This window comes from Mesorhizobium sp. B1-1-7 (assembly GCF_006442705.1).
GTDB lineage: Bacteria > Pseudomonadota > Alphaproteobacteria > Rhizobiales > Rhizobiaceae > Mesorhizobium > Mesorhizobium opportunistum.
Genome location: NZ_VFWQ01000015.1, coordinates 125,308 through 146,372, shown reverse-complemented (window position 1 = coordinate 146,372; position 21,065 = coordinate 125,308). Strand labels below are relative to the sequence as shown.

Sequence of the window (21,065 nt, the reverse complement as noted above, 5' to 3'; positions counted from 1 at the left end):
GGAGGTGCAGCGTGCCATAGGTGCCGACGAGGTTGGCACCGACATTGCCGGCCGAACCGTTGACGGCGGTGACGCTGTGGGTATCGCCATTGTCGACATCGGTGTCGTTGGTCAGCACATTGCCGCCGACCGAATTGGGCGCGGTGTCCTCTTTCACCGAATTGACGTTGGCAACCGCAACCGGCGCGTCATTGGTGCCAGTAATATTGACGACGATGTTATAACTCGCCGTCCCGTCAGCTGACTTCACGGTCAGAGTATCTGTAACAGGCTGGCCCTGGGTCAGCGGGTCGGCGAGAGTCTGGTTGAGGGTATAGGCCCACACACCAGTTGTCGTATCGAAGGTGAAGGTGCCGTAAGTACCCTGCAGGCTTGGGGGAGCCTGGAAATGGTTCTGGCCGACATCGGGGTCTGTGATGATCAGCTGGCCATGCGCGTTGGGATCATTCAGCGTGCCATTGGCAACGCCGCCGGCCTCTACCACGGTCAAGTCGGCACCCGGAACGGCGGTGATGACCGCGCCGTCATTGGTGCCCTGAATGTTGACCGACACGCTGGCCCAGCTCAGCGTTCCGTTGCCGAGCTTGATCGCATAGGTGAAAGTCTCACTGAAATGGTCGTTCGGACCCATGGCCTGCAGGCTGCTGAAGCCATGCGCCGCCAGATATCCGCCAAGGTCCATCTCGACCTTGCCGTTGTTGATGCGAATCGAAACGCCGTCGCCGATGGTCTCCCAGGCTGAAATGCCGAGCGTCTGGTAGTCCTGATGCGTGAGGTCAATGGGCGCGTATTGCTTCGTGGCCGTCGACCCGGAAATCCCGTCGTCTACTGAAAAGAGGGATTTTGCGTTTCCACCCTGGTCGTTCGCCATCACATCGAGAACTATGACGGTTTGCGAACCTGACGCGAGGACGACCGTATCCTCTGTGAGATTGTAAGCGTCATCCTGCGCCTGCGGCGTGTTTGAAAAAGACGCTGTTGTTCCACCTGCATCGGCGATCTTGGTAGCCATTTTCAACCCCCTAGTTATAAAGAACAGATGTCCAAGCATCTGCTTCATTGACCGTACTGAACGACCGGCTGTTTCCAGCCGAAGAAAAGCCGCGCGAATCCGGGCAGGTATGAATTGTCGCCGTCATCCAGGCACACTGCGTCGCTTGGAACAGCCGCCTCAAGCTGGCCGTTCACGGACGGATATTGACCCGATGCTGGTGGACGCGACGGTCGTCGCGTTACGTTCCCCTACCCAAACTTCATCGTCAAACTCGCGGTTATCGACCACGAACTTTAGATGCCCCTTATATTAGGAGATTATTAACTCTTATAGAGAGGAAGCGTCAACGCCCAACTTGGCCGAACAGTTAATAGTCGAGCATAAGGGGGCCACAGCAACTAGAATCGAGTTGTGAGATCGAACGGGCGCACGCCTGATATGAGCTAGGCGGCAGACGTGCGGCTCAGCGCGACGAGAGCCCCGCCAGCGCACCACCATACCAACGCCGCACCGCTGCGTATTCCTCGTGCAGCACGCCAACCCGGCAGCCAGTCAGTTCGCTTGGACGGTCGAGGGGATTCAACTGAGATCACTTCACGTACCGGACAGCCCGTCTGGCGGCACCGAGAGCCGACGCATGGTTCTGTCAAGAAAGCTAAGTTTTTGATCTCAAATGGTAAATAGCCGCAAGAAATATCTTTTGTGTTCACCTGCTATGGAGATCAATCGGTCGATTTTTGCACACGTCCAAGCCGCTTCGAAAAGTACCGTCTCCGCGCCGACGATCCGTATGGTTCCGCGACAACCAGGCAATCGAGCCAGCTCCCGGTGCCTTCCCTCGCGCCGGAAGCGGTCTTGAATGTGAGGATACGTTTGTGGGTACCTTTTCGACCATCATCGCCCGCGCGATGATGGCTATGACGCCGCGACAGCAACCGCAAGCATTCCGACAACTCCAAATGCCTCGCCTTGGCTGCCTTCCGGCCAGTTTTCGCAATGTCGATAGCCGCCCAAGCGAAGTTTGCTCCCGATCAATGAACGCGATTCGTCCTGTTGATAGGCTTCCTCGATGGGGCGGCCATCGGATGGCAATGGCAGGCAAGAGATCTGTCCTTCTGCTCCTTTCGACGAATTGACTAAGTGCCGATCGAACCGCAGACCGGATCAGACCGGGAGGAAATTCATCAGGGTTGGAGGAAAAGTATGGGAGAAGATCTATCCGGTCATCATGCCGACCGCATCCAGGCGGCGATTGCGTCGGACGCGGCGGCGAAGTCCGCCCTGGTTGCCTCCTGGCGACGGTCTTCCAATTTGCATCGGCTCGAACCAGCCGATTGCAGCCCTCCACATTATCTGACGGAGGCCGAACTGGCGCAGGCCCGGCAACGGATCGAACCTCTCCTTCGCGCTGCCCAAGCCAATCTCGACCGTCTCTATCTCGCGGTAGGCGGCGTCGGATGCTGTGTCCTGCTCGCCGATCGCGACGGCGTGCCGGTCGAACGGCGCGGCGCGCCTGTCGACGATGAAACGTTTCATTCCTGGGGTTTGTGGACTGGCTCCGTCTGGAATGAGGAAAGCCAGGGCACCAACGGGATCGGCACCTGCCTGGTCGAACGCCGGGCGTTGACGATCCACCGTGACCAGCATTTCCACACGCGCAACACCCTGCTCAGTTGCACCACAGCCCCGATCCACGACCATGAGGGAAACCTCGTGGCCGCGCTTGACGTGTCCTCCTGCCGGGCCGACCTGACCGAAGCGTTCGTCAATCTCATCTCGATGGCTGTCGTCGACGCGGCGCGTCGGATCGAAAGCGAAAACTTCAAGATGGCATTCCCGAAGGCACGAATTCTGCTTGCGCCAGTGACCGACAAGGGCTCCGGCGCGCTGATCGCCATCGACGCGGACGATCTCGTGGTCGGTGCTACCCGTTCGGCCCGCCTGGCGCTTGGCATTACACAGCAGTGTCTCGACAAACCAATGCCCGCCGGCGATCTGCTCGGCTGGGCCGAGATTGGCCCTAAGGTTCTCGCTGAGGCAGAGCGCGCAGCCCTCCAGCGTGCGCTCGCGCGGGCTGACGGAAATGTCTCGGCCGCAGCGCAGGCGCTTGGCATCAGCCGCGCGACGCTTCACCGAAAACTCAACCGCCTGGATGTCCATCGGCCTCACTGAACGCCGAGATCCCGTGACTGTCGCAATTCTGCGACACATCCTGCCCAGCCGCGGCAACCGGTGCGGTGACAACCGCAGGCGGAAATCGCAAGTCTCTCCCGAAGCGTCGCATCCCGCGACGCCAGCTTTGGGAGGAAGACACATGAACAAGGTTGAATTCTCACGCCCGGTCAAGGCGCCCTTCGACAGGCGTTATGGCAATTTCATCGGTGGCAAATGGGCCGAGCCCCGCTCCGGCCGCTATTTCGAGAACTTCTCGCCGGTGAATGGCCAACTGCTGTGCGAAGTAGCGCGCTCGGACGGCCTGGACATCGAGGCGGCCCTGGACGCCGCGCATGCCGCCAAGGACGCCTGGGCGCGCACCAGCGTGGCCGAGCGCTCCCTCATCCTCAACCGCATCGCCGATCGAATGGAGGAAAACCTCGATCTCCTCGCATGCGCCGAGACCTGGGACAACGGCAAGCCGATCCGCGAAACGACCGCGGCCGACCTGCCTTTGGCCATCGACCATTTCCGCTATTTCGCCGGCGCGGTGCGTGGCCAGGAAGGCAGCCTCTCCCAGATCGACGACGACACCGTCGCCTATCATTTCCATGAGCCGCTCGGCGTGGTCGGCCAGATCATCCCGTGGAACTTCCCGTTGCTGATGGCATGCTGGAAACTTGCTCCCGCGCTTGCCGCCGGCAATTGCGTCGTCCTGAAACCTGCCGAGCAGACCCCGGCTGCCATCCTGCTCTGGGCCGATCTTGTCGGCGACCTGCTGCCGCCGGGCGTGCTCAACATCGTCAACGGCTTTGGCCTCGAGGCCGGCAAGCCGCTGGCTTCGTCGCCGCGCATTGCCAAGATCGCCTTTACCGGCGAGACGACGACGGGCCGGCTGATCATGCAGTATGCCAGCCAGAACCTGATCCCGGTGACGCTCGAGCTCGGCGGCAAGTCACCCAACATTTTCTTTAGGGATGTCGTCGCCGAAGACGACGATTTCTTCGACAAGGCGATCGAAGGCTTCGTCATGTTCGCGCTGAACCAGGGTGAGGTGTGCACCTGCCCGAGCCGCGCGCTCATCCATGAATCGATTTACGACCGGTTCATGGAACGCGCCCTCAAGCGCGTCGAGGCGATCGTGCAGGGCGATCCGCTCGATCCGGCAACGATGATCGGGGCCCAGGCTTCGTCCGAGCAGATGGAAAAGATTCTGTCCTATATCGATATCGGCCGCCAGGAAGGAGCCGAGTTGCTGACCGGTGGGGCGCGCAATCTTCTGCCCGGCGACCTGGCCGGCGGCTACTACGTCCAACCCACGGTGTTCAAGGGCCACAACAAGATGCGCATCTTCCAGGAGGAGATTTTTGGGCCGGTGGTTTCGGTCACGACCTTCAAGGACGACTACGAAGCCCTGGCGATTGCCAACGATACGCTCTACGGCCTCGGTGCCGGCGTCTGGACACGCGATGCCAACCGCGCCTATCGCTTCGGCCGCGCGATCCAGGCTGGCCGCGTCTGGACCAACTGCTACCATGCCTATCCCGCGCATGCGGCCTTCGGCGGCTACAAGCAGTCCGGCATCGGTCGAGAGACCCACAAGATGATGCTCGACCACTACCAGCAGACGAAGAACATGCTGGTCAGCTACAGCCCGAAGAAGCTCGGCTTCTTCTGATCGCCTCTTTGGCTCAAAGGCGCGGCTCCGCAGGGGGCCGCGCCCCAGGCTGGAAATCGAAAACCCATGCATGCCAAGGTCACGGCAACGCCGGCAGCGCTTGAACTGATCGCGGAGATCGTCGCCGAGCACGGTCCGGTGCTGTTCCATCAATCCGGCGGCTGCTGCGACGGCTCTTCGCCTATGTGCTATCCGCTGGACGGATTCATCGTCGGCGACCACGATGTCCTGCTCGGCCATATCGGTGACGCGCCGTTCTACATCGGCGCCTCGCAATTCGAGGCCTGGAAGCATACCGATCTCATTATCGACGTGGTGCCAGGCCGCGGTGGCATGTTCTCGCTGGACAACGGAAGGGAGAAGCGTTTCCTGACGCGGTCGACGATCTGCGCTGTTCAGATCGGGATGTAGGCCTCCCATACGATTGAGCGAGCATTTTCTGACCGCAGCCGATGTTCAGACCGCCACGGAATGTCTGGCCTTGCCGGTTTCGAAATATTTGTCGAACTTCGCCGCGACGCTTCTGACAAAGGGGCGGCTTTCGACCGGCACGACGAAGTGGTCACCGTGAAGTTCCAGCAACCGGGCAGGATCAAGAAGGGCGGTGGAACTCGCTTTGCCGAGAAGCCTTTGGCCAGCCTCGCCAAAGCGCTCAACCAGGTCGATCGCTGAAAAGCCGGAATCGCACATCAGCCGCTCGATGATCCAACCGCGAGCGCGGTCGTCGTCGGAAAAAGCAATTCCGCGGACCGAAGCCAACCCACCGTCATCCACCACGCGGCCATACTCGGCGGTCGAAGGCATGTTCTGTGCATAGCCTTGCCGGAATTGGCTGATGGATGACGGGCCGAGACCGATCAAGGTTTCGCAGCGATCCTCGGTGTAGCCCTGAAAGTTGCGGCGCAACATTCCCGCATGCGCGGCAAGCGCCAGCGCATCGCCCGGTTTGGCGAAATGGTCGAGCCCGATTGCTTCGTATCCCTGGTCGAGTATGGCGCGAGCTGCCAATTGCGATTGGGCAAACCGCTCCTCCGGGCCTGGCAACCAGGCCTCGTCGATCATTGTCTGATGTTTCTTGAACCATGGCACATGGGCGTAGCCAAAGAGGGCAATCCGGTCGGGCTCGAGCGTCAGCGCCTGCCTGACGGTGGACAAGACGCTCTCCCCGATCTGGTGCGGCAAGCCGTAGAGCAGGTCCAGGTTGACTGACTCGACGCCGCGTGACCGAACGCCGTCGACGACTGTCTTGGTCTGCAAGAAGGTCTGTTCGCGATTGATGGCCTTCTGCACCTTCGGATCGAAATCCTGGACCCCGAGGCTGGCCCTCGTCATGCCGATTTCGGCAAGTGCGTCGAGGCGCTCTTCGTCCATGTCGTTGGGTTCGATTTCGACGCTGATCTTGGCGCCGGGAAGAAATGAGAAGCTATTGCGCAGAACGGCTCCCAGCGCCACCATGTCCTGTGGTTTGAGCATCGTCGGTGAGCCGCCACCGAAATGGACGGCACGTACCCGGCCCTTGCCTCCGGCGAGACTTGAGACGGTGGCGATCTCCGCATGCAACGATCTCAGATATTTGGTGACCGGTTCGTAGTGGCGTGTCTGCTTGGTGTGGCACGCACAGAACCAGCAAAGCTTGTCGCAATAGGGGATATGCAGATAGAGCGAGATCTCGTCGCCCTCGTTGAGCGCCTGCAGCCAGCCACGACAGACGGCGGCATCGACGCCCGGATGAAAATGCGGCGCCGTCGGGTAACTCGTGTAACGCGGCACGTTCTCACCAAGCCTAGCAACTAATTCTGGCCGCATGTCGCTATCAACTCCGGAATGTTTCGCGCGATACTGCTCGCGAGGGGCAGTAGCCGCCTTGATTTCGGTCAATGCCCATTGGTTGCGGACAAACTGCCGCAAGGCTTTTTCTTGGGTCGATGCTATATCCTGACGGAACCTTTGGGTTCGCGGACGACCACGATGACAGTGCGTCAGGATGTACATAGCGCCGGCATTCCCGTGCTTTGCCAGTCATGCGAAGCGCGGCATCATGGCGTTTGCGGCGCGCTCGATCCGGACCAGCTGGTGGGCCTCGCCAAGACCTCGTCGAAGCATACCGTTGAAGCGGGCGTGGAATTGATCGGTGACGCCGAGGCCGTCGACAGCTACGCGAATGTGCTTTCCGGCGTGGTCAAGCTGATGAAAAGCCTTTCGGACGGGCGCCAGCAGATTGTCGGGCTTCAATTTGCTCCCGATTTTCTGGGCAGGCCCTTCAAGGTGGAAAGCGCGATCAACGCCGAAGCCGCAACCGCAGTCTCCCTGTGCTCGTTCCCAAAGGCGGCCATCGAACGGATGATGAAGGAATCGCCGGGACTAGAGCATCGTCTCTTCAAGCAGACGCTGAACGAACTCGATGACGCCCGCGACTGGATGGTGACGCTGGGCCGCAAGAGTGCTTCGGAAAAGGTGGCGAGCTTCCTACTCATGATCGCCAGGAACATCGACCCCACGCTTGATCCGGCCGCCCAGTCGACAAGTTTCGATCTGCCTTTGACCCGCGCCGACATCGCCGATTTCCTCGGTCTGACGATCGAGACTGTCAGCCGTCAGCTGACCCGGCTGCGATCAGATGGCGTGATCCGCATCGAGAACAATCGGCATGTCATTGTCGATAGCTTGAATCGACTGCAGCGCCGCTCCGGCGCCTAGGCCCAATCGACAAACCCAATCATCGGCAGGACATGCTCGCGCTCGAAGGCGATATGCCGGCGCAGGCTTTCAAAGAACCCGCGCAGCATGAACCCAACCGCCTCGGCATTGTCGATCGTCTTGCCGTGGCCGATCGCCAGCAACATCTCGGTCAACTCACCGGCAAAGCATTCGTCCTCGATATGCTCGGCGCTCAATCGCCTTGCTGAATCAAGATTGGCATCACTGCCGGCCAACGCCGTCTCGTAAGCGGGGAATATGACCGTCTCTTCGTATCGATGACTGTCGCGCAACAGCGGAACGATTGCGTTCGCTACCGCCAAGCATGCCAAAGTGTCGACCTTGGGCAGCGTGTCCGCGATCCTTTCCAAGGCATCGCAGAGCTGCAGTTTTTCCAAGTGTACACGTTTCATCACCGCAGCAGACCCTGCCGGCATCGAATTTTTGCCGCCTGCATGCAGTGGAAACGGTCCCCCTCCTGTCTGCGAGTTCAACGGCAATCTCCTGATCGTTCGCAGGATCAAGCCTGCCCAATCCAAATGCATATGACTTTGACATGGATCAAGGCGGGGACGTGCCGGCTGCGGAATTGGTGTTGCCGCGGATTGACGTCCGCGTAGGGAATTCGAGGTCGGGGAAATGTCATGAAGTTCGGCACACAAATCTTCGCGTTGAGCCTTTTTACATTCGCGGCCTTGGTGGCCGCCGGCTTCGGCGTGGACGAGCCGTTCCGGCAGCACATGTGGGTGCTGTTCTTCGTACTGCTCGGTTTTGTCGCCATCCTCATTCGCAACTCGAGCTTCGAAGTTGCCGCTCCGATCGACCCATCCGCTTACATGGACGGTCCAATCCGCTACGGCGCCATCGCCACGATGTTCTGGGGTGTCGTCGGCATGCTGGTCGGCGTGGTCATCGCGCTGCAGCTGGCCTACCCCGATCTCAATATTCAGCCTTGGTTCAATTTCGGCCGTTTGCGGCCGCTGCACACGTCCGGTGTCGTCTTCGCCTTCGGCGGCAACGCGCTGCTGTGCACGTCATTGTACGTCGTGCAACGTACCTGCCGCGCCCGCCTGTTCGGCGGCGATCTCGCCTGGTTCGTCTTCTGGGGCTACCAGCTTTTCATCGTAATGGCCGCGACAGGCTACCTGCTCGGCATCACCGAGAGCCGCGAATACGCCGAACCCGAATGGTACGTGGACATCTGGCTGACCATCGTCTGGGTCGCTTACCTCATCCTGTTCCTTGGCACGATCCTGAAGCGCAAGGAATCGCACATCTACGTCGCCAACTGGTTCTACCTGTCCTTCATCGTCACCATCGCGATGCTGCATGTGGTCAACAACCTTTCGATGCCGGCCTCTTTCCTCGGTTCCAAGAGTTACTCCGCCTTTTCCGGCGTCCAGGACGCGCTGACGCAATGGTGGTACGGCCACAACGCGGTCGGCTTCTTCCTCACGGCCGGCTTCCTCGGCATGATGTATTATTTCGTGCCCAAGCAGGCGAACCGTCCAGTCTATTCCTACCGGCTTTCGATCATCCATTTCTGGGCGATCATCTTTCTCTACATCTGGGCTGGGCCGCATCACCTGCACTATACCGCCCTGCCCGACTGGGCGCAGACGCTCGGCATGGTGTTCTCGATCATGCTGTGGATGCCGTCCTGGGGCGGCATGATCAATGGCCTGATGACGCTGTCCGGCGCCTGGGACAAGCTGCGCACCGACCCGATCATCCGCATGATGGTGATGGCCATCGCCTTCTACGGCATGTCGACCTTCGAAGGTCCGATGATGTCGATCAAGGCGGTCAACTCGCTATCGCATTATACCGACTGGACCATTGGTCACGTGCACTCCGGTGCACTCGGCTGGGTCGGCATGATCTCGTTCGGCGCGATCTACTACATGGTGCCGAAGCTCTGGAACCGTAACCGGCTCTATTCGCTGCGGCTGGTTACCTGGCACTTCTGGCTGGCGACCCTGGGGATCGTCGTCTACGCCGCGGTCATGTGGGTGTCCGGCATCATGCAGGGCCTGATGTGGCGCGAATACGACGAGCAGGGCTTCCTGGTCTACTCCTTCGCCGAGACCGTCGCTGCCATGCACCCCTACTACGTCATGCGCGCCATGGGCGGCGCCATGTATCTCTCGGGTGCCCTGATCATGGCCTGGAACATCACCATGACCATCCTCGGCCACCAGCGTGAGGAGCAACCGATGCCGGGCTCCGTTCCCGCCCTTCAGCCTGCCGAATAAGGAGCCAGAACATGGGCTTGATCGATAGACATGCATTAATCGAGAAGAACGCCACGCTGCTTCTCGTAGGCTCCCTTCTTGTGGTGACCGTCGGCGGCATCGTCGAGATCGCACCCCTCTTCTACCTCGATAACACGATCGAGAAAGTCGAAGGCATGCGGCCCTACTCGCCGCTCGAGCTTGCCGGACGCAACATCTATGTGCGCGAGGGCTGCTACCTCTGCCACAGCCAGATGATCAGGCCGTTCCGCGATGAGGTCGAGCGCTACGGCCACTATAGCCTGGCCGCCGAGTCGATGTACGATCATCCCTTTCAGTGGGGATCGAAGCGGACGGGGCCGGATCTCGCCCGGGTCGGCGACCGATATTCGAATGCATGGCATGTCGCGCATCTCTCCGATCCGCGTTCCGTTGTGCCGGAATCCATCATGCCCAGCTACGCGTTCCTGAAGGACGCGCCGATCGACGTGAAGGACTTCTCGACGCACCTTGTCGCCAACCGGCGGGTCGGCGTCCCCTATGACAATGATATGGTCGCGCACGCCAATGCCGATCTGATGGCGCAGGCTGATCCCAACGCCGACACATCAGGTCTTGAGGCCCGTTATCCCAAAGCCAAGATCGGCGACTTCGACGGCAACCCGCAACAGGTCACCGAAATGGATGCCCTCGTCGCCTATCTGCAGATGCTGGGCACGCTGGTCGATTTCAAGAACTACGACGAAGCCGCCGGCTACCGCTGAGGAGTTTTTTCCATGAATTACAATTTTATGCGGGAGTTTGCCGACAGCTGGGGTCTTGTCGCCATGGCGCTTTTCTTTGCGGGGGCAATTGTCTTCGCGCTGCGCCCCGGCAGCCGCAAGCTTGCGGACGAAGCAGCCCGGATTCCCCTCGAGGACGAGTGATCATGAGCGACGAACACATCGACGAAATCTCCGGCGTCTCAACCACGGGTCACGAATGGGACGGCATCCGGGAGCTGAACAACCCACTTCCGCGCTGGTGGGTCATCACGTTCTACGTCACCATCGTCTGGGCGATCGGCTACACCATCGCCTATCCGGCATGGCCGCTGCTGCACTCGGCGACAACGGGTGTTCTCGGCTATTCGAGCCGCAACGACGTCAAGAACGAGTTGGCGGCGGCGGAAGCAGCGAAGGGCAAATACGTCGCGGCGGTGGAGTCGAAAAGCGTCTCCGAAATCGCCGCGGACGATGCCTTGCGGGAATTCGCGGTCGCGGCCGGCGGCGCCGCATTCAAGGTCAACTGCACGCAGTGCCACGGCTCCGGCGCCCAGGGTTCCAAGGGCTTTCCCAACCTCAACGACGACGACTGGCTGTGGGGCGGCAAGGCCGAGCAGATCCAGCAGACGATCACGCACGGCATCCGCTTCGCTTCAGATCCGGACACGCGTCTGTCGGAAATGCCGGCCTTCGGGGACATCATCACCGCCGACCAGATCGCTCAGGTCAGCGCCTACGTTGCCAGCCTGTCCGGCAAGGTCCGCGATGCAACTCTTATTCAACCCGGCGCCAGGGTCTTCGCCGAAAACTGCGTCGCCTGTCACGGCGACAATGCAAAAGGCAACAGGGAACTCGGCGCACCCGACCTGACCGACGCGATCTGGCTTTACGGGTCGGGCGAGACGGCAATCGCCGACCAGGTTCGCGCACCGAAGCAGGGCGTGATGCCTGCATGGGGCGCGCGTCTCGGCGAGACCAAGGTCAAGGAGTTGGCGGTCTACATCCATTCGCTCGGCGGTGGGGAATAGGTCGGGGGCCCTATTTCCTGCCCTTCACCGCCTGAGCGACGAGGCCCGGCCAGTCCGGGCCTCGATCTTTTCGGCATTCGCCGATTGACCTGCATCAACGCGGGTCGGTCCAGGCGGCGGCAATGTTGCCCAGCGCGCTCAAAATCACGGTCTGCGTGCAAGTGGAGATAGTCGTGCTGGACAAGACGCAGGTAGAACGGCTGGAAGCCGAGGCGGTCAATTCCGCCAAGACACGTCAGCCCCTCTACGCTGCGCGCAAGAAAATCTTCCCAAAGCGCGCCTCGGGCAACTTTCGCCGCTTCAAATGGCTGGTGATGGCGATCACGCTTGGCATCTACTACCTGACGCCGTGGCTGCGTTGGGATCGCGGTCCATTTGCCCCGGCCCAGGCCGTGCTGCTCGATGTTGCCAATCGGCGCTTCTACTTCTTCTTCATCGAGATATGGCCCCAGGAATTCTTCTACGTGGCCGGCCTCCTGGTCATGGCCGGCGTTGGACTTTTCCTGATCACCTCGACTGTCGGCCGTGCCTGGTGCGGCTATGCATGTCCGCAGACCGTATGGGTCGATCTGTTCCTTGTCGTCGAACGTGCGGTCGAGGGGGACCGCAACGCCCGCATGAAACTTGACGCTGGCCCCTGGACCGCCCGCAAGCTGATGCTGCGCCTATCGAAGCACGCCGTCTGGTTGGTCATCGGCGCGGCGACCGGCGGCGCCTGGATTTTCTATTTCGCTGATGCAGCGACACTTGTGGGCGAGCTTTTCACCGGTACCGCCGCGCCTGTCGCCTACATCACCATCGCCGTGTTGACGGCGACCACCTACACGTTCGGCGGCCTGATGCGCGAACAGGTCTGCACCTATATGTGCCCATGGCCACGCATCCAGGCAGCCATGCTCGACGAGAACTCGCTCACCGTCACCTACAATGACTGGCGCGGCGAACCGCGCTCGCGTCACGCCAAGAAGGTGCAAGCGACAGGGCAGTCCGTCGGCGACTGCGTCGACTGCAATGCCTGCGTCGCGGTCTGCCCGATGGGGATCGACATTCGCGACGGCCAGCAGCTCGAATGCATCACCTGCGCGCTGTGTATCGACGCCTGCGAGGGCGTCATGGACAAGCTCGGCAAGGAGCGCGGGCTGATCTCCTACGCGACGCTCTCCGATTACAACGCCAACATGATGCTGGCGACCGCAGGCGGCTCCAGTTCAATCAATCCGTCGCTGGTCAGGACTGCCGTCGGCACCTTCTCCGATCAGGTGGCGCATTTTCACATTCGCAAGATCTTCCGGCCGCGCACCTACGTCTACATGGGCCTGTGGTCGCTGATCGGGCTGGGCCTGCTCTATTCGCTGCTGACGCGCGATCGGCTCGAGCTGAACGTGCTGCATGACCGCAATCCGCAATTCGTCACGCTATCCGATGGCTCCATCCGCAACGGCTATACCGTCAAGCTGCTCAACATGATCCCTGAGCCAAGGACAATCGTCGTCACCATGCAAGGCCTGGAGGGTGCCGATATGGTCGTCGTCGGCGACGACATCCCGGCCGGCCGGTCTTTCGCCATCCCGGTCGAGCCCGACCGCCTGAAAACGTTGAAGGTCTTCGTTCGCCAGCCGGCGGACCAGATCCACGCACCGGCACAGACCTTCAAGTTCCGTGTCGAGGATAGAGCGAGCTTCGAGTCGAACGAGTACACCGCCACATTCAACGCGCCAGAGGCCGCCAAATGACCGCCAATACCCAAAAGCCTCGCGAATTCACAGGCAGGCACATGCTGGCCATCATTCTCATCTTTTTCGGGGTGGTCATCGCGGTCAACCTGACCATGGCCACGCTCGCCAATACGAGTTGGACCGGCCTCGTCGTCGAGAACACCTATGTGGCCAGCCAGCAATTCAACAAGGAGGCCGAGGCCGGCCGCGCCCAAGCAGCGCTCGGTTGGACCGGCAAGCTGACCATCGCATGGGGCGAAGTCCGCTACAGCCTCTCCGACGCAGCCGGCAAGCCGGTTCCTCTGCACGGTGTCAAGGTGCTGTTTCGTCATCCCGCCTACGAGAAAGAGGACGAATCCGTCACGCTCGCCCTCGCCTCAGGCCAGGAATTCGCAGCGCAGCATATGCCGAAGGACGGCGTCTGGATCGTCGAAGTCGACGCCGATGCCGGCCTGGCACGACCCTATCGCGACGTCCGTAGGATCATGATTTCTCATGGAGCGCTGCAGTGAGCTGTTGTGCACCGGGCGCTGAAATGGCGCTGGATCTGAACGGCGCCACGTCGGTCCTGCCATCCAGCCAGGAGATCAGGTTGGCGAGCCGATCGCTTGGCGACAGTCTTCGGCAGACCGACCTTTCAGTGCCGGCGGTTCATTGCGCCGCCTGCATCCAGGCGATCGAGGCGGCACTTGGAAAGCTCGATCACGTCGAAAGCGCGCGCGTCAACCTGTCGACGAAACGGGTCGCGGTCCGGTGGCGTGGAGACGAGGTGCCACCCTTCGTCGCCGCGCTTGGCAGGCTGGGCTACGAGGCGCATCTGTTCGCACCCGAGATCGACGACAAGGACAAGACGCTTGCCGAACTGATCCGCGCCGTCGCTGTTGCCGGCTTTGCGGCGGGCAACATCATGCTGCTTTCGGTCTCTGTCTGGTCCGGCGCCGAAGGTGCTACCCGCGACCTGTTTCACTGGGTCTCGGCGCTGATCGCCATTCCTGCCCTCGCCTTCGCGGGCGGCATCTTCTTCCGCTCGGCCTGGAATGCTTTGCGTCATGGCCGCATGAATATGGACGTGCCCATCGCGGTCGGTGTTTCGCTCGCCTACGCCATGAGCCTTTATGAGACGATCAATCATGGCGACCACGCCTATTTCGACGCGTCGGTATCGCTGCTGTTCTTCCTTTTGATCGGACGCACGCTGGATCATGTGATGCGGGAGCGTGCCCGGACTGCCGTGAAAGGCCTGTCTCAGCTGGCCGCGCGTGGCGCCATGGTGCTGCGCGGCGATGGCGCGCGCGACTATCTGCCGGTCGGCGAGATCGAACCAGGCATGCGGTTGTTGATCGCGGCCGGGGAGAGGATCCCCGTCGACGGCAAGATCATCCAGGGAACGTCGGATCTCGACTGCTCGCTGGCCTCAGGCGAAAGCACGCCGAAAAACGTGGCGCCGGGCGAAGCGGTACAGGCCGGCGTGCTCAATCTTACCGGCCCGCTGACGATTGAGGCGACAGCCGCCGCAAGGGATTCGTTCCTGGCGGAAATGGTCCGATTGATGGAGGCCGCCGAGGGCGGCCGCGCGCAATATCGCCGTATCGCCGACCGCGTTTCAGCGCTTTATGCCCCGGTGGTCCATCTGACGGCGTTTGTGACATTCCTGGGCTGGATAGCGGCGGCCGGCGACTGGCATCGGGCGATGACGATCGCCATCGCCGTCCTCATCATCACATGCCCGTGTGCGCTTGGCCTCGCGGTGCCGATCGTGCAGGTGGTCGCCGCAAGGCGCCTGTTCGAGAACGGCATCATGGTCAAGGACGGCTCCGCCATGGAACGCCTGGCAAGTGTGGACATTGCGGTGTTCGACAAGACCGGAACGCTGACGCTTGGCCAGCCCCGGCTCGTCAACGCGCCGTCGATCGATCCCGCCATGCTGACAGTCGCAGCCGACCTGGCGGCGCACTCGCGTCATCCGTTTTCAAAGGCCATAGCCGGCTTTGCGATTCCTGGCGGGCAGCTCAAATTCGATGCCGTCACCGAGCATCCGGGATTCGGAATCGAGGCCACCGACGCGGGAAGTACCTGGCGCGCGGGAAGTACCTGGCGACTGGGCCGACGCGGATGGGCCGGCTGGAAGGCTCGAACCGGCGGTGAGGGCAAACACGGCTACGGCGGAACGGTCTTGACGAGAAACGGAATGATTGCCGCATCCTTCGTTTTCGAGGATGCATTGCGCGCCGACGCCAGAGCGGCCATCGATCAATTGAGCGACGCCGGGGTTCCCGTGGAGATGCTGTCGGGCGATACTGCGGCAGCCTGTGCCGAGGTTGCGAAGTCACTCGGAATCGACGACTTCGTTCCCTGCCTGCTGCCATCCGGCAAGCTTGAACGCATCGAGACCCTCGCGAAAGTTGGGCACAGGGTTCTGATGGTTGGCGACGGCCTCAACGACACGCCGGCGCTGAGCGCAGCGCATGTCTCCATCGCACCGGCCACCGCCGCCGATGTTGGCCGCAACGCCGCGGATTTCGTCTTCCTGCGTGAAAGCCTCGTGGCGGTGCCGCTCGCGCTGGACGTCTCGCGCAAGGCTGGAAGCCTGATCCGGCAGAACATCGCAATCGCAATCGTCTACAATACGGTGGCAGTACCGATCGCCATACTTGGGCACGTCACGCCCTTGATAGCGGCAATTGCCATGTCCGCTTCATCACTGCTTGTCATCGGAAATGCGTTGCGACTACGAACAGCCGAGCCCATTTCACAGGCCAAAAATGTTCGCCGTGACAGGCTGTCCGACTTCAACGAACTGGCCCGGTCGTCATGACCACCCTCACCTATCTCATACCCGTCGCTCTCTTTCTTGGCGCACTTGGCTTGGGCGGCTTCCTGTGGGCGTTGAAAAGTGGCCAGTATGAAGATCTCGACGGTGCAGCCGAGCGAATTCTCATCGATCCAGAAGAGAAAAAGCGTCCACTGATCTAAGATAATCGTTGGTGACAGCTCTCCTTTGGAAGAAGACCGAGACACCAACCTCTCCACCTCAATCGTGGCGCGCGAGATCGTTGTATTCCAGGCTGTTATTTCTCCGATTAATGCCCATCAATTTGCGCCAGCGCAAAGAAACCCTGCGTCAGGTCCTGTAGCTTTCTTCTCATCCGCAACGGTCGAGACACAGGAGATTGACATGATCACGCGACGCGAAGCCCTCTTCGGAGCAGCGCTCGGCGCTGCCGCCGTTGCGGCACTGCCGGCATTGTCGGCAACGGTCACAAAGGCGGAGATCCGCGGGCTGCCCCGTGAAAAGATCACGCTCGTGGCACCGCCTTTTGTGCATCCGCATGACCAGATCGCCAAGGGCGGCCCGAAGATCGTCGAGTTCACCATGACGATCGAGGAAAAACCTGTCGTCATCGATGCCGACGGCGCAAAGCTCAACGCGATGACCTATAACGGCTCGATCCCGGGCCCGCTGATGGTCGTGCACCAGGACGACTACCTCGAGCTGACCCTCATCAATCCCGACACCAACTCGCTGGCCCACAACATCGACTTCCACGCCGCGACCGGCGGCCTGGGTGGCGGGGGCCTGACCTTGATCAATCCGGGCGAACAGGTGACCCTGCGCTTCAAGGCGACTCGGACGGGAACGTTTGTCTATCACTGCGCCCCCGGCGGGGCGATGATCCCCTGGCACGTCGTGTCCGGCATGAACGGTGCCGTCATGGTGCTGCCGCGCGACGGGCTGAGGAACGACAAGGGCGAACCGGTCAAGTACGACAAGATCTTCTACATCGGCGAGAGTGACTTCTACATTCCGCGCGACGAGAAGGGCAATTTCAAGAGCTACGAATCCGCCGGCGACGGCTACGATGACACCGTCAAGGTGATGCGTGGGCTTATTCCGACCCATGTGGTGTTCAACGGCAAGGTCGGATCCCTGACCGGCGACAACGCCATGAAGTCCAAGGTCGGCGAAACGGTGCTCATCGTCCATTCTCAGGCCAATCGCGATACGCGGCCGCATTTGATCGGCGGCCACGGCGATTATGTCTGGGAGCTGGGCAAATTCGCAAACCCGCCGGCCAAGGATCTGGAGACTTGGTTCATCCGCGGCGGTTCTGCGGGGGCGGCGCTCTATACATTCCTGCAGCCGGGCGTCTACGCCTACGTCAATCACAATCTGATCGAGGCCGTGGAACTCGGAGCAACCGCTCACTTCAAGGTCGAGGGCGATTGGAATGACGACCTGATGACGCAGGTCGAAGCACCCAAGCCCATCGCCATCAACTGAACGGCACTTTCAATTTGCCCGGACAGCAATGCTGTCCGGGCATGGACAAAAGACATGTCGGCTTTCATCCTGAAACTCATGCCGATCGCCATGATGGCCGCAGCCGTGCCGGTTGGGCTATCGATACAGACAGCCAGTGGCCGTAGACAGTCCCATGTCGCTGCCATGACGGTCAGCCTGCTTCCAGGTTCGATCATCTATCCGATGCCGGGCGAGTACCTTAGGGGCGGACGCCCGCAAGCAAATCCCAAAGTCGAGCGGCAACTCAACGGTCCGCTCGAGATCATGACCTATCAGGTCAGCGCTGCCGACTACGCGGATTGTGTGTCGGCTGGCGCCTGTCGGCCGGCGGAGGAGACCCGCTCAATCCCGCGCGATGCACCTGCAACAGGAGTGAGCTATCTCGACGCCGTTGCCTACGCCCGGTGGTATTCTGATGTGACCGGCAGCCTGTGGCGGCTGCCATCCGACGAAGAGTGGGCCTTTGCCGCGGCGGAGCGGTTTGCTGGGGAATTCGAGGGTGTCGAAAACGATGCCGACAACCCGGCCAGACGTTGGCTCACCAGCTACCAGGCAGAGCTTGACCTCAATCGCAAACCGGACCCGTTGCCAAGGAGCCGGGGCTCCTTTGGTGTGAATTCGCGCGGCCTGGCCGACTTCTCCGGCAACGTCTGGGAGTGGACTTCGACCTGTTATGTCCGCACGACGCTGGCCGAAGACGGAAGCGGTGTTGCGAGTTCGGTCGACAATTGCGGCGTCCACGTCCTCGAAGGCCTTCACAGAGCCTATATGTCGAACTTCGTCAGCGACGGAAAAAGCGGAGGCTGCGCTGTTGGCCTGCCCCCCGACAATCTGGGGTTTAGGCTGGTTCGGGATCGCCCTGGCTGGGCGAGCGATCTGCTCTCCCATTTGGGCATGATCTGACGGCAGGCGCCGTCAGAGTATGCCCAACAGGCCCGGCTTTGACGTGGGCGACAAATTTGCCAGACCCGTCCTACCGACCGGGCGACAGCATCCGCTTCAGCGTGCCGTCGCGAAGCCAGTACTGGTGGAACAGGGCCGCCAAGGCATGAACCGAAATCAGGACGATAAACACCGGCTTGCTGAGCGAATGGATGTCGCCCCACGGATCGCCAATATAGAAAGCGAGGAGTCCAACAATCGGCGTTGCGAGCAAGAGAAGATAGAAAAGGCCGTGCGATCCACGCGCGGCGATCCGCATCCAGGCGGGCCCGCGGTCCGCCGGGCGAGGAGCACCGGATATCAGGCGCATTGTGAGCCGGACGAACACGAGCGTCAGGATCGAAATCCCCACCCAAAAATGAGCAGAGCCCAATGTCTGGTCGGCAGGAGAGACCGCGGCTCCATTTTCGGCCGCGTCGACCACGGTTGTCATGCTCTCCCCGAACAACAGTTGGAACAACACCAGCGCCGCTACGATCCAATGAAGCGCAATTTGGTAAGATGAATAGCCAATCCTGGTTTCCGTCATGTGACTCCCCTGATGATTCAACAGCTGCGCAGTCGCGATACTGAATAGCCTGGAAACCTCGGCACAATTGGGCTCGAATCCTCCCGGAATTGTGGCCGGAAGCTTACGCATTTGTAAGCCGACGGGCATGCGTGTCATGAAAGCACAGCCGCCGCCCTGCCGCCTTGACTGTAGCGGCAGGGCTGGTCTCACAGTCTCTTTCGTCGCTACCTGGCCTTTTGCGTCGTCAAGGCCATGTCGTAAGTCAGGAGGAAGCCGACATACGCCAGAATCCATGCAGCGCCCGCGGCATGAACGATCCCGTCATAAGGGATAAAAACAGCAAGTATGCGCAACATGGCTGCGATGAGGATCGCGGCGGAGACAACAATCGCTTGCGGTTCGGCCCGTAGTTGCCGACCGGTATGGCCAAGCGTGGCGCGGGCCATCACCGCGATCGTCATCGAGCCGACCGCGCCGGCGCCCAAAGCATGGAGTCCTGCAGCAACCGGCACCATCGCAGGCAAGAAGAATGAGAACGAGCGGATCCCGCAAGGTGCGATCGCCAGCCCATCGCGCCAACCGCCATGCCTGGCTGGTGGCGGCGGCCGCCAGGAGCAGCCCGGAGATATCGTTGTCGGGGGCGAACGTCCAGACACCCAGAGCGATGGCTGAAATGGCCAGCGATGCAATGTCGAAACGGTCGAATGGCGTCGGCAGCCTGCCAGGATTTTCGCGCACGAGCCAATTGCGCGTGAAGCTTGGAATGATGCGTCCGCCGATCAGCGAAATGAGCAGGATCGCCGCGGACATTCCGAGCCTGCGGCTGATGTCCGACGTGCCCTGGACATGGGCCTCGATGTGGAACGCGCCGTTGGCGCTGGCCATCACGACAAGCGGCAGCAGCACCTTGAGGTTGCGCCAGTTGCGTCCGGCGATGATTTCGCGGGCGGCGGCGGCAGCCACCGCGAACAGAAATGAGCCGTCGATCACCGCGGCTGCTTGCCAGCCGATGTCAGCCGAGAAGAAGACAGCGGCGCGCCCGGCAAGCCACAGGACAACCAGCGTCAGCAGCGGCAAGCCTTGTACGGGCAGCCGGCCAGTCCAATTGGGGATGGCGGTCAGCAGGAACCCGGTAACGATCGCCGGCAGATAGCCGAACAGCATCTCGTGGATATGCCAATCGATCGGAACAAATACACTGTGGGCCTCGAGCTCGCCCGCATAGATCGGTAGCCAGAGCAGAATCGAGAGCGCGGCATACAGTGACCCAAGGAAGAAGAAGGGTCTGAACCCGTAGGAAAGAAAGGCGGGACCGGAATAGCGCCGCAGACGTGCAATTGCCATGACTTGTGTCCCCAAATGACTTGTATCCTCAAATGAAAAGCCGGATGAACCGCCGCCCTCGGTCCATCCGGCCCTTGCCCACTCCGACTTGCGGCGAGCAGGCTGTCTGGTTGCGGCTAGTTACCCGCAACCTGGGTGAACAGGTCGGCGAACACTGTCTTTGCCTTGCCTACGTGCTTGACCGCTTTCGCCGCATCCAGGTTTACCGGCTTGCCGACAACGATCAGAGCGACCATCCCCATGCCATAGTGGGGCGCGCATTTGACGCCGTAGACACCTTCCTTGGTCAGCGTAACGGTGATCTCCTCACTCGGCTTGCCCTTGAACGGCTCGGCGCCATCCGGAATCATGCCCTTGATCGACTCGGCGTCATGGGTCTTGTCGGTCGGCACGAACTTTACGGTGTCGCCGGGTGCGGCCTTGACGAAGGCCGGCTGGAAAACCATGGCGCCTTTTTCGCCCTTGTTGAGCATCTGCACGACATGCTCTTCCGCGCGTGCGCCGCCGGCGAGCGCGAGGAGGGAGATTGCAGCAGCGAGGAAGAGTTTCATCGATTTATCCTTTGTCTCATGTTCGCGGCATTGCGCCGTTCCACGTCATTTAGCCCGATGCGGCTGCGAACAATTTGCGCTGGCGCAAACTCGCGCTAAGAAAGGTTTGCCGCGCGATTGGCGCAGCGTCTCGGGGTCGTGAGGAAATTC

The 21,065-nt window shown here is 61.0% G+C and carries 19 protein-coding genes and 1 pseudogene; 14 read left to right on the top strand and 6 right to left on the bottom strand.

The window, feature by feature from the left end; all coding sequences use genetic code 11:
* Positions 1 to 1,012, bottom strand: a 1,012-nt coding sequence (locus tag FJ978_RS24850) for a VCBS domain-containing protein (RefSeq protein ID WP_210241449.1), incomplete at its 3' end; no start/stop codon positions are given.
* A gap of 1,185 nt (positions 1,013 to 2,197) precedes the next feature.
* Here FJ978_RS24850 and FJ978_RS24845 point away from each other — a divergent pair.
* The 3 genes from FJ978_RS24845 (at position 2,198) to FJ978_RS24835 (ending at position 5,237) form a co-directional block, all read left to right on the top strand.
* Entirely contained in the window at positions 2,198 to 3,166 is a 969-nt protein-coding gene (locus FJ978_RS24845; RefSeq protein WP_140574728.1) for a GAF domain-containing protein, read from the top strand.
* Positions 3,167 to 3,308: 142 nt separating this feature from the next.
* Positions 3,309 to 4,826 carry an aldehyde dehydrogenase gene (adh, locus tag FJ978_RS24840; protein WP_140574712.1) on the top strand — a complete coding sequence of 506 codons (1,518 nt, stop codon included), beginning with the start codon at positions 3,309 to 3,311 and terminating at the stop codon, positions 4,824 to 4,826.
* A 66-nt stretch (positions 4,827 to 4,892) separates the two neighbouring features.
* A complete protein-coding gene (locus tag FJ978_RS24835; RefSeq protein ID WP_140574710.1) occupies positions 4,893 to 5,237 on the top strand; it encodes a DUF779 domain-containing protein in 345 nt (114 codons plus the stop codon).
* Positions 5,238 to 5,282: 45 nt separating this feature from the next.
* Here FJ978_RS24835 and hemN read toward each other — a convergent pair whose 3' ends face one another.
* Positions 5,283 to 6,632 (bottom strand): oxygen-independent coproporphyrinogen III oxidase, encoded by a 1,350-nt coding sequence (gene hemN / locus FJ978_RS24830; protein WP_140574726.1) that lies wholly within the window; start codon positions 6,630 to 6,632, stop codon positions 5,283 to 5,285.
* Between the two features lie 162 nt (positions 6,633 to 6,794).
* On the opposite strand from hemN, the gene FJ978_RS24825 reads away from it, so the two are divergent.
* On the top strand, positions 6,795 to 7,523 hold the full coding sequence (locus FJ978_RS24825) for a Crp/Fnr family transcriptional regulator (RefSeq protein WP_140574724.1): 729 nt from the start codon (positions 6,795 to 6,797) through the stop codon (positions 7,521 to 7,523).
* On the opposite strand, the gene FJ978_RS24820 is transcribed toward FJ978_RS24825, so the two are convergent.
* On the bottom strand, positions 7,520 to 8,017 hold the full coding sequence (locus tag FJ978_RS24820) for a hemerythrin domain-containing protein (RefSeq protein ID WP_348640328.1): 498 nt from the start codon (positions 8,015 to 8,017) through the stop codon (positions 7,520 to 7,522). The two genes, FJ978_RS24825 and FJ978_RS24820, sit on opposite strands and share 4 nt — an antisense overlap.
* A 150-nt stretch (positions 8,018 to 8,167) precedes the next feature.
* Here FJ978_RS24820 and ccoN point away from each other — a divergent pair, with 150 nt between their 5' ends.
* The 10 genes from ccoN (at position 8,168) to FJ978_RS24770 (ending at position 18,470) form a co-directional block, all read left to right on the top strand.
* Positions 8,168 to 9,778 (top strand): cytochrome-c oxidase, cbb3-type subunit I, encoded by a 1,611-nt coding sequence (gene ccoN / locus FJ978_RS24815; RefSeq protein ID WP_140574708.1) that lies wholly within the window; start codon positions 8,168 to 8,170, stop codon positions 9,776 to 9,778.
* 11 nt (positions 9,779 to 9,789) lie between these two features.
* Positions 9,790 to 10,521, top strand: a complete 732-nt coding sequence (gene ccoO, locus FJ978_RS24810) for a cytochrome-c oxidase, cbb3-type subunit II (RefSeq protein ID WP_013897067.1) — start codon at positions 9,790 to 9,792, stop codon at positions 10,519 to 10,521.
* A gap of 12 nt (positions 10,522 to 10,533) precedes the next feature.
* Entirely contained in the window at positions 10,534 to 10,683 is a 150-nt protein-coding gene (locus FJ978_RS24805) for a CcoQ/FixQ family Cbb3-type cytochrome c oxidase assembly chaperone (protein ID WP_013897068.1), read from the top strand.
* Positions 10,684 to 10,685: 2 nt separating this feature from the next.
* Positions 10,686 to 11,549 carry a cytochrome-c oxidase, cbb3-type subunit III gene (ccoP, locus tag FJ978_RS24800; protein WP_140574706.1) on the top strand — a complete coding sequence of 288 codons (864 nt, stop codon included), beginning with the start codon at positions 10,686 to 10,688 and terminating at the stop codon, positions 11,547 to 11,549.
* Between the two features lie 173 nt (positions 11,550 to 11,722).
* Positions 11,723 to 13,282, top strand: a complete 1,560-nt coding sequence (gene ccoG / locus FJ978_RS24795) for a cytochrome c oxidase accessory protein CcoG (protein ID WP_140574704.1) — start codon at positions 11,723 to 11,725, stop codon at positions 13,280 to 13,282.
* Positions 13,279 to 13,776 carry a FixH family protein gene (locus FJ978_RS24790; RefSeq protein WP_140574703.1) on the top strand — a complete coding sequence of 166 codons (498 nt, stop codon included), beginning with the start codon at positions 13,279 to 13,281 and terminating at the stop codon, positions 13,774 to 13,776. Before ccoG ends, FJ978_RS24790 begins: the two co-directional genes overlap by 4 nt.
* Positions 13,773 to 16,079 carry a cation-translocating P-type ATPase gene (locus FJ978_RS24785; RefSeq protein ID WP_140574701.1) on the top strand — a complete coding sequence of 769 codons (2,307 nt, stop codon included), beginning with the start codon at positions 13,773 to 13,775 and terminating at the stop codon, positions 16,077 to 16,079. The genes FJ978_RS24790 and FJ978_RS24785 overlap by 4 nt, the downstream gene beginning before the upstream one ends.
* Positions 16,076 to 16,237, top strand: coding sequence for a cbb3-type cytochrome oxidase assembly protein CcoS (gene ccoS, locus FJ978_RS24780; protein WP_013897073.1), 162 nt, complete (start codon positions 16,076 to 16,078; stop codon positions 16,235 to 16,237). Before FJ978_RS24785 ends, ccoS begins: the two co-directional genes overlap by 4 nt.
* A gap of 202 nt (positions 16,238 to 16,439) precedes the next feature.
* Positions 16,440 to 17,546, top strand: coding sequence for a copper-containing nitrite reductase (nirK, locus tag FJ978_RS24775; protein WP_140574720.1), 1,107 nt, complete (start codon positions 16,440 to 16,442; stop codon positions 17,544 to 17,546).
* A gap of 54 nt (positions 17,547 to 17,600) precedes the next feature.
* Complete coding sequence (locus FJ978_RS24770; RefSeq protein WP_013897075.1) at positions 17,601 to 18,470, top strand: SUMF1/EgtB/PvdO family nonheme iron enzyme; 870 nt, start codon at positions 17,601 to 17,603, stop codon at positions 18,468 to 18,470.
* A gap of 70 nt (positions 18,471 to 18,540) precedes the next feature.
* Here FJ978_RS24770 and FJ978_RS24765 read toward each other — a convergent pair whose 3' ends face one another.
* The 3 genes and pseudogenes from FJ978_RS24765 to FJ978_RS24755 all read right to left on the bottom strand — a co-directional run bounded on the left by FJ978_RS24765 (position 18,541) and on the right by FJ978_RS24755 (position 20,915).
* The gene (locus FJ978_RS24765) at positions 18,541 to 19,038 is read right to left on the bottom strand and encodes a cytochrome b (RefSeq protein WP_140574699.1); all 498 of its coding nucleotides are present in this window, start codon (positions 19,036 to 19,038) and stop codon (positions 18,541 to 18,543) included.
* A 206-nt stretch (positions 19,039 to 19,244) separates the two neighbouring features.
* Positions 19,245 to 20,364, bottom strand: a pseudogene (locus FJ978_RS24760) (NnrS family protein).
* Positions 20,365 to 20,480: 116 nt separating this feature from the next.
* Positions 20,481 to 20,915, bottom strand: a complete 435-nt coding sequence (locus FJ978_RS24755) for a pseudoazurin (protein ID WP_140574697.1) — start codon at positions 20,913 to 20,915, stop codon at positions 20,481 to 20,483.
* Positions 20,916 to 21,065: the final 150 nt, after the last annotated feature.

Excerpts from the sequence above, each read along its gene's own strand:
- ccoN (WP_140574708.1), top strand. The coding sequence starts at position 8,168 with ATGAAGTTCGGCACACAAATCTTCGCGTTGAGCCTTTTTACATTCGCG.
- nirK (WP_140574720.1), top strand. The coding sequence starts at position 16,440 with ATGATCACGCGACGCGAAGCCCTCTTCGGAGCAGCGCTCGGCGCTGCC.
- FJ978_RS24835 (WP_140574710.1), top strand. The coding sequence starts at position 4,893 with ATGCATGCCAAGGTCACGGCAACGCCGGCAGCGCTTGAACTGATCGCG.
- FJ978_RS24770 (WP_013897075.1), top strand. The coding sequence starts at position 17,601 with ATGTCGGCTTTCATCCTGAAACTCATGCCGATCGCCATGATGGCCGCA.
- FJ978_RS24755 (WP_140574697.1), bottom strand. The coding sequence starts at position 20,915 with ATGAAACTCTTCCTCGCTGCTGCAATCTCCCTCCTCGCGCTCGCCGGC.
- FJ978_RS24790 (WP_140574703.1), top strand. The coding sequence starts at position 13,279 with ATGACCGCCAATACCCAAAAGCCTCGCGAATTCACAGGCAGGCACATG.
- adh (WP_140574712.1), top strand. The coding sequence starts at position 3,309 with ATGAACAAGGTTGAATTCTCACGCCCGGTCAAGGCGCCCTTCGACAGG.
- FJ978_RS24845 (WP_140574728.1), top strand. The coding sequence starts at position 2,198 with ATGGGAGAAGATCTATCCGGTCATCATGCCGACCGCATCCAGGCGGCG.
- FJ978_RS24805 (WP_013897068.1), top strand. The coding sequence starts at position 10,534 with ATGAATTACAATTTTATGCGGGAGTTTGCCGACAGCTGGGGTCTTGTC.
- hemN (WP_140574726.1), bottom strand. The coding sequence starts at position 6,632 with ATGCGGCCAGAATTAGTTGCTAGGCTTGGTGAGAACGTGCCGCGTTAC.
- FJ978_RS24765 (WP_140574699.1), bottom strand. The coding sequence starts at position 19,038 with ATGACGGAAACCAGGATTGGCTATTCATCTTACCAAATTGCGCTTCAT.
- ccoS (WP_013897073.1), top strand. The coding sequence starts at position 16,076 with ATGACCACCCTCACCTATCTCATACCCGTCGCTCTCTTTCTTGGCGCA.
- ccoP (WP_140574706.1), top strand. The coding sequence starts at position 10,686 with ATGAGCGACGAACACATCGACGAAATCTCCGGCGTCTCAACCACGGGT.
- FJ978_RS24825 (WP_140574724.1), top strand. The coding sequence starts at position 6,795 with ATGACAGTGCGTCAGGATGTACATAGCGCCGGCATTCCCGTGCTTTGC.
- ccoO (WP_013897067.1), top strand. The coding sequence starts at position 9,790 with ATGGGCTTGATCGATAGACATGCATTAATCGAGAAGAACGCCACGCTG.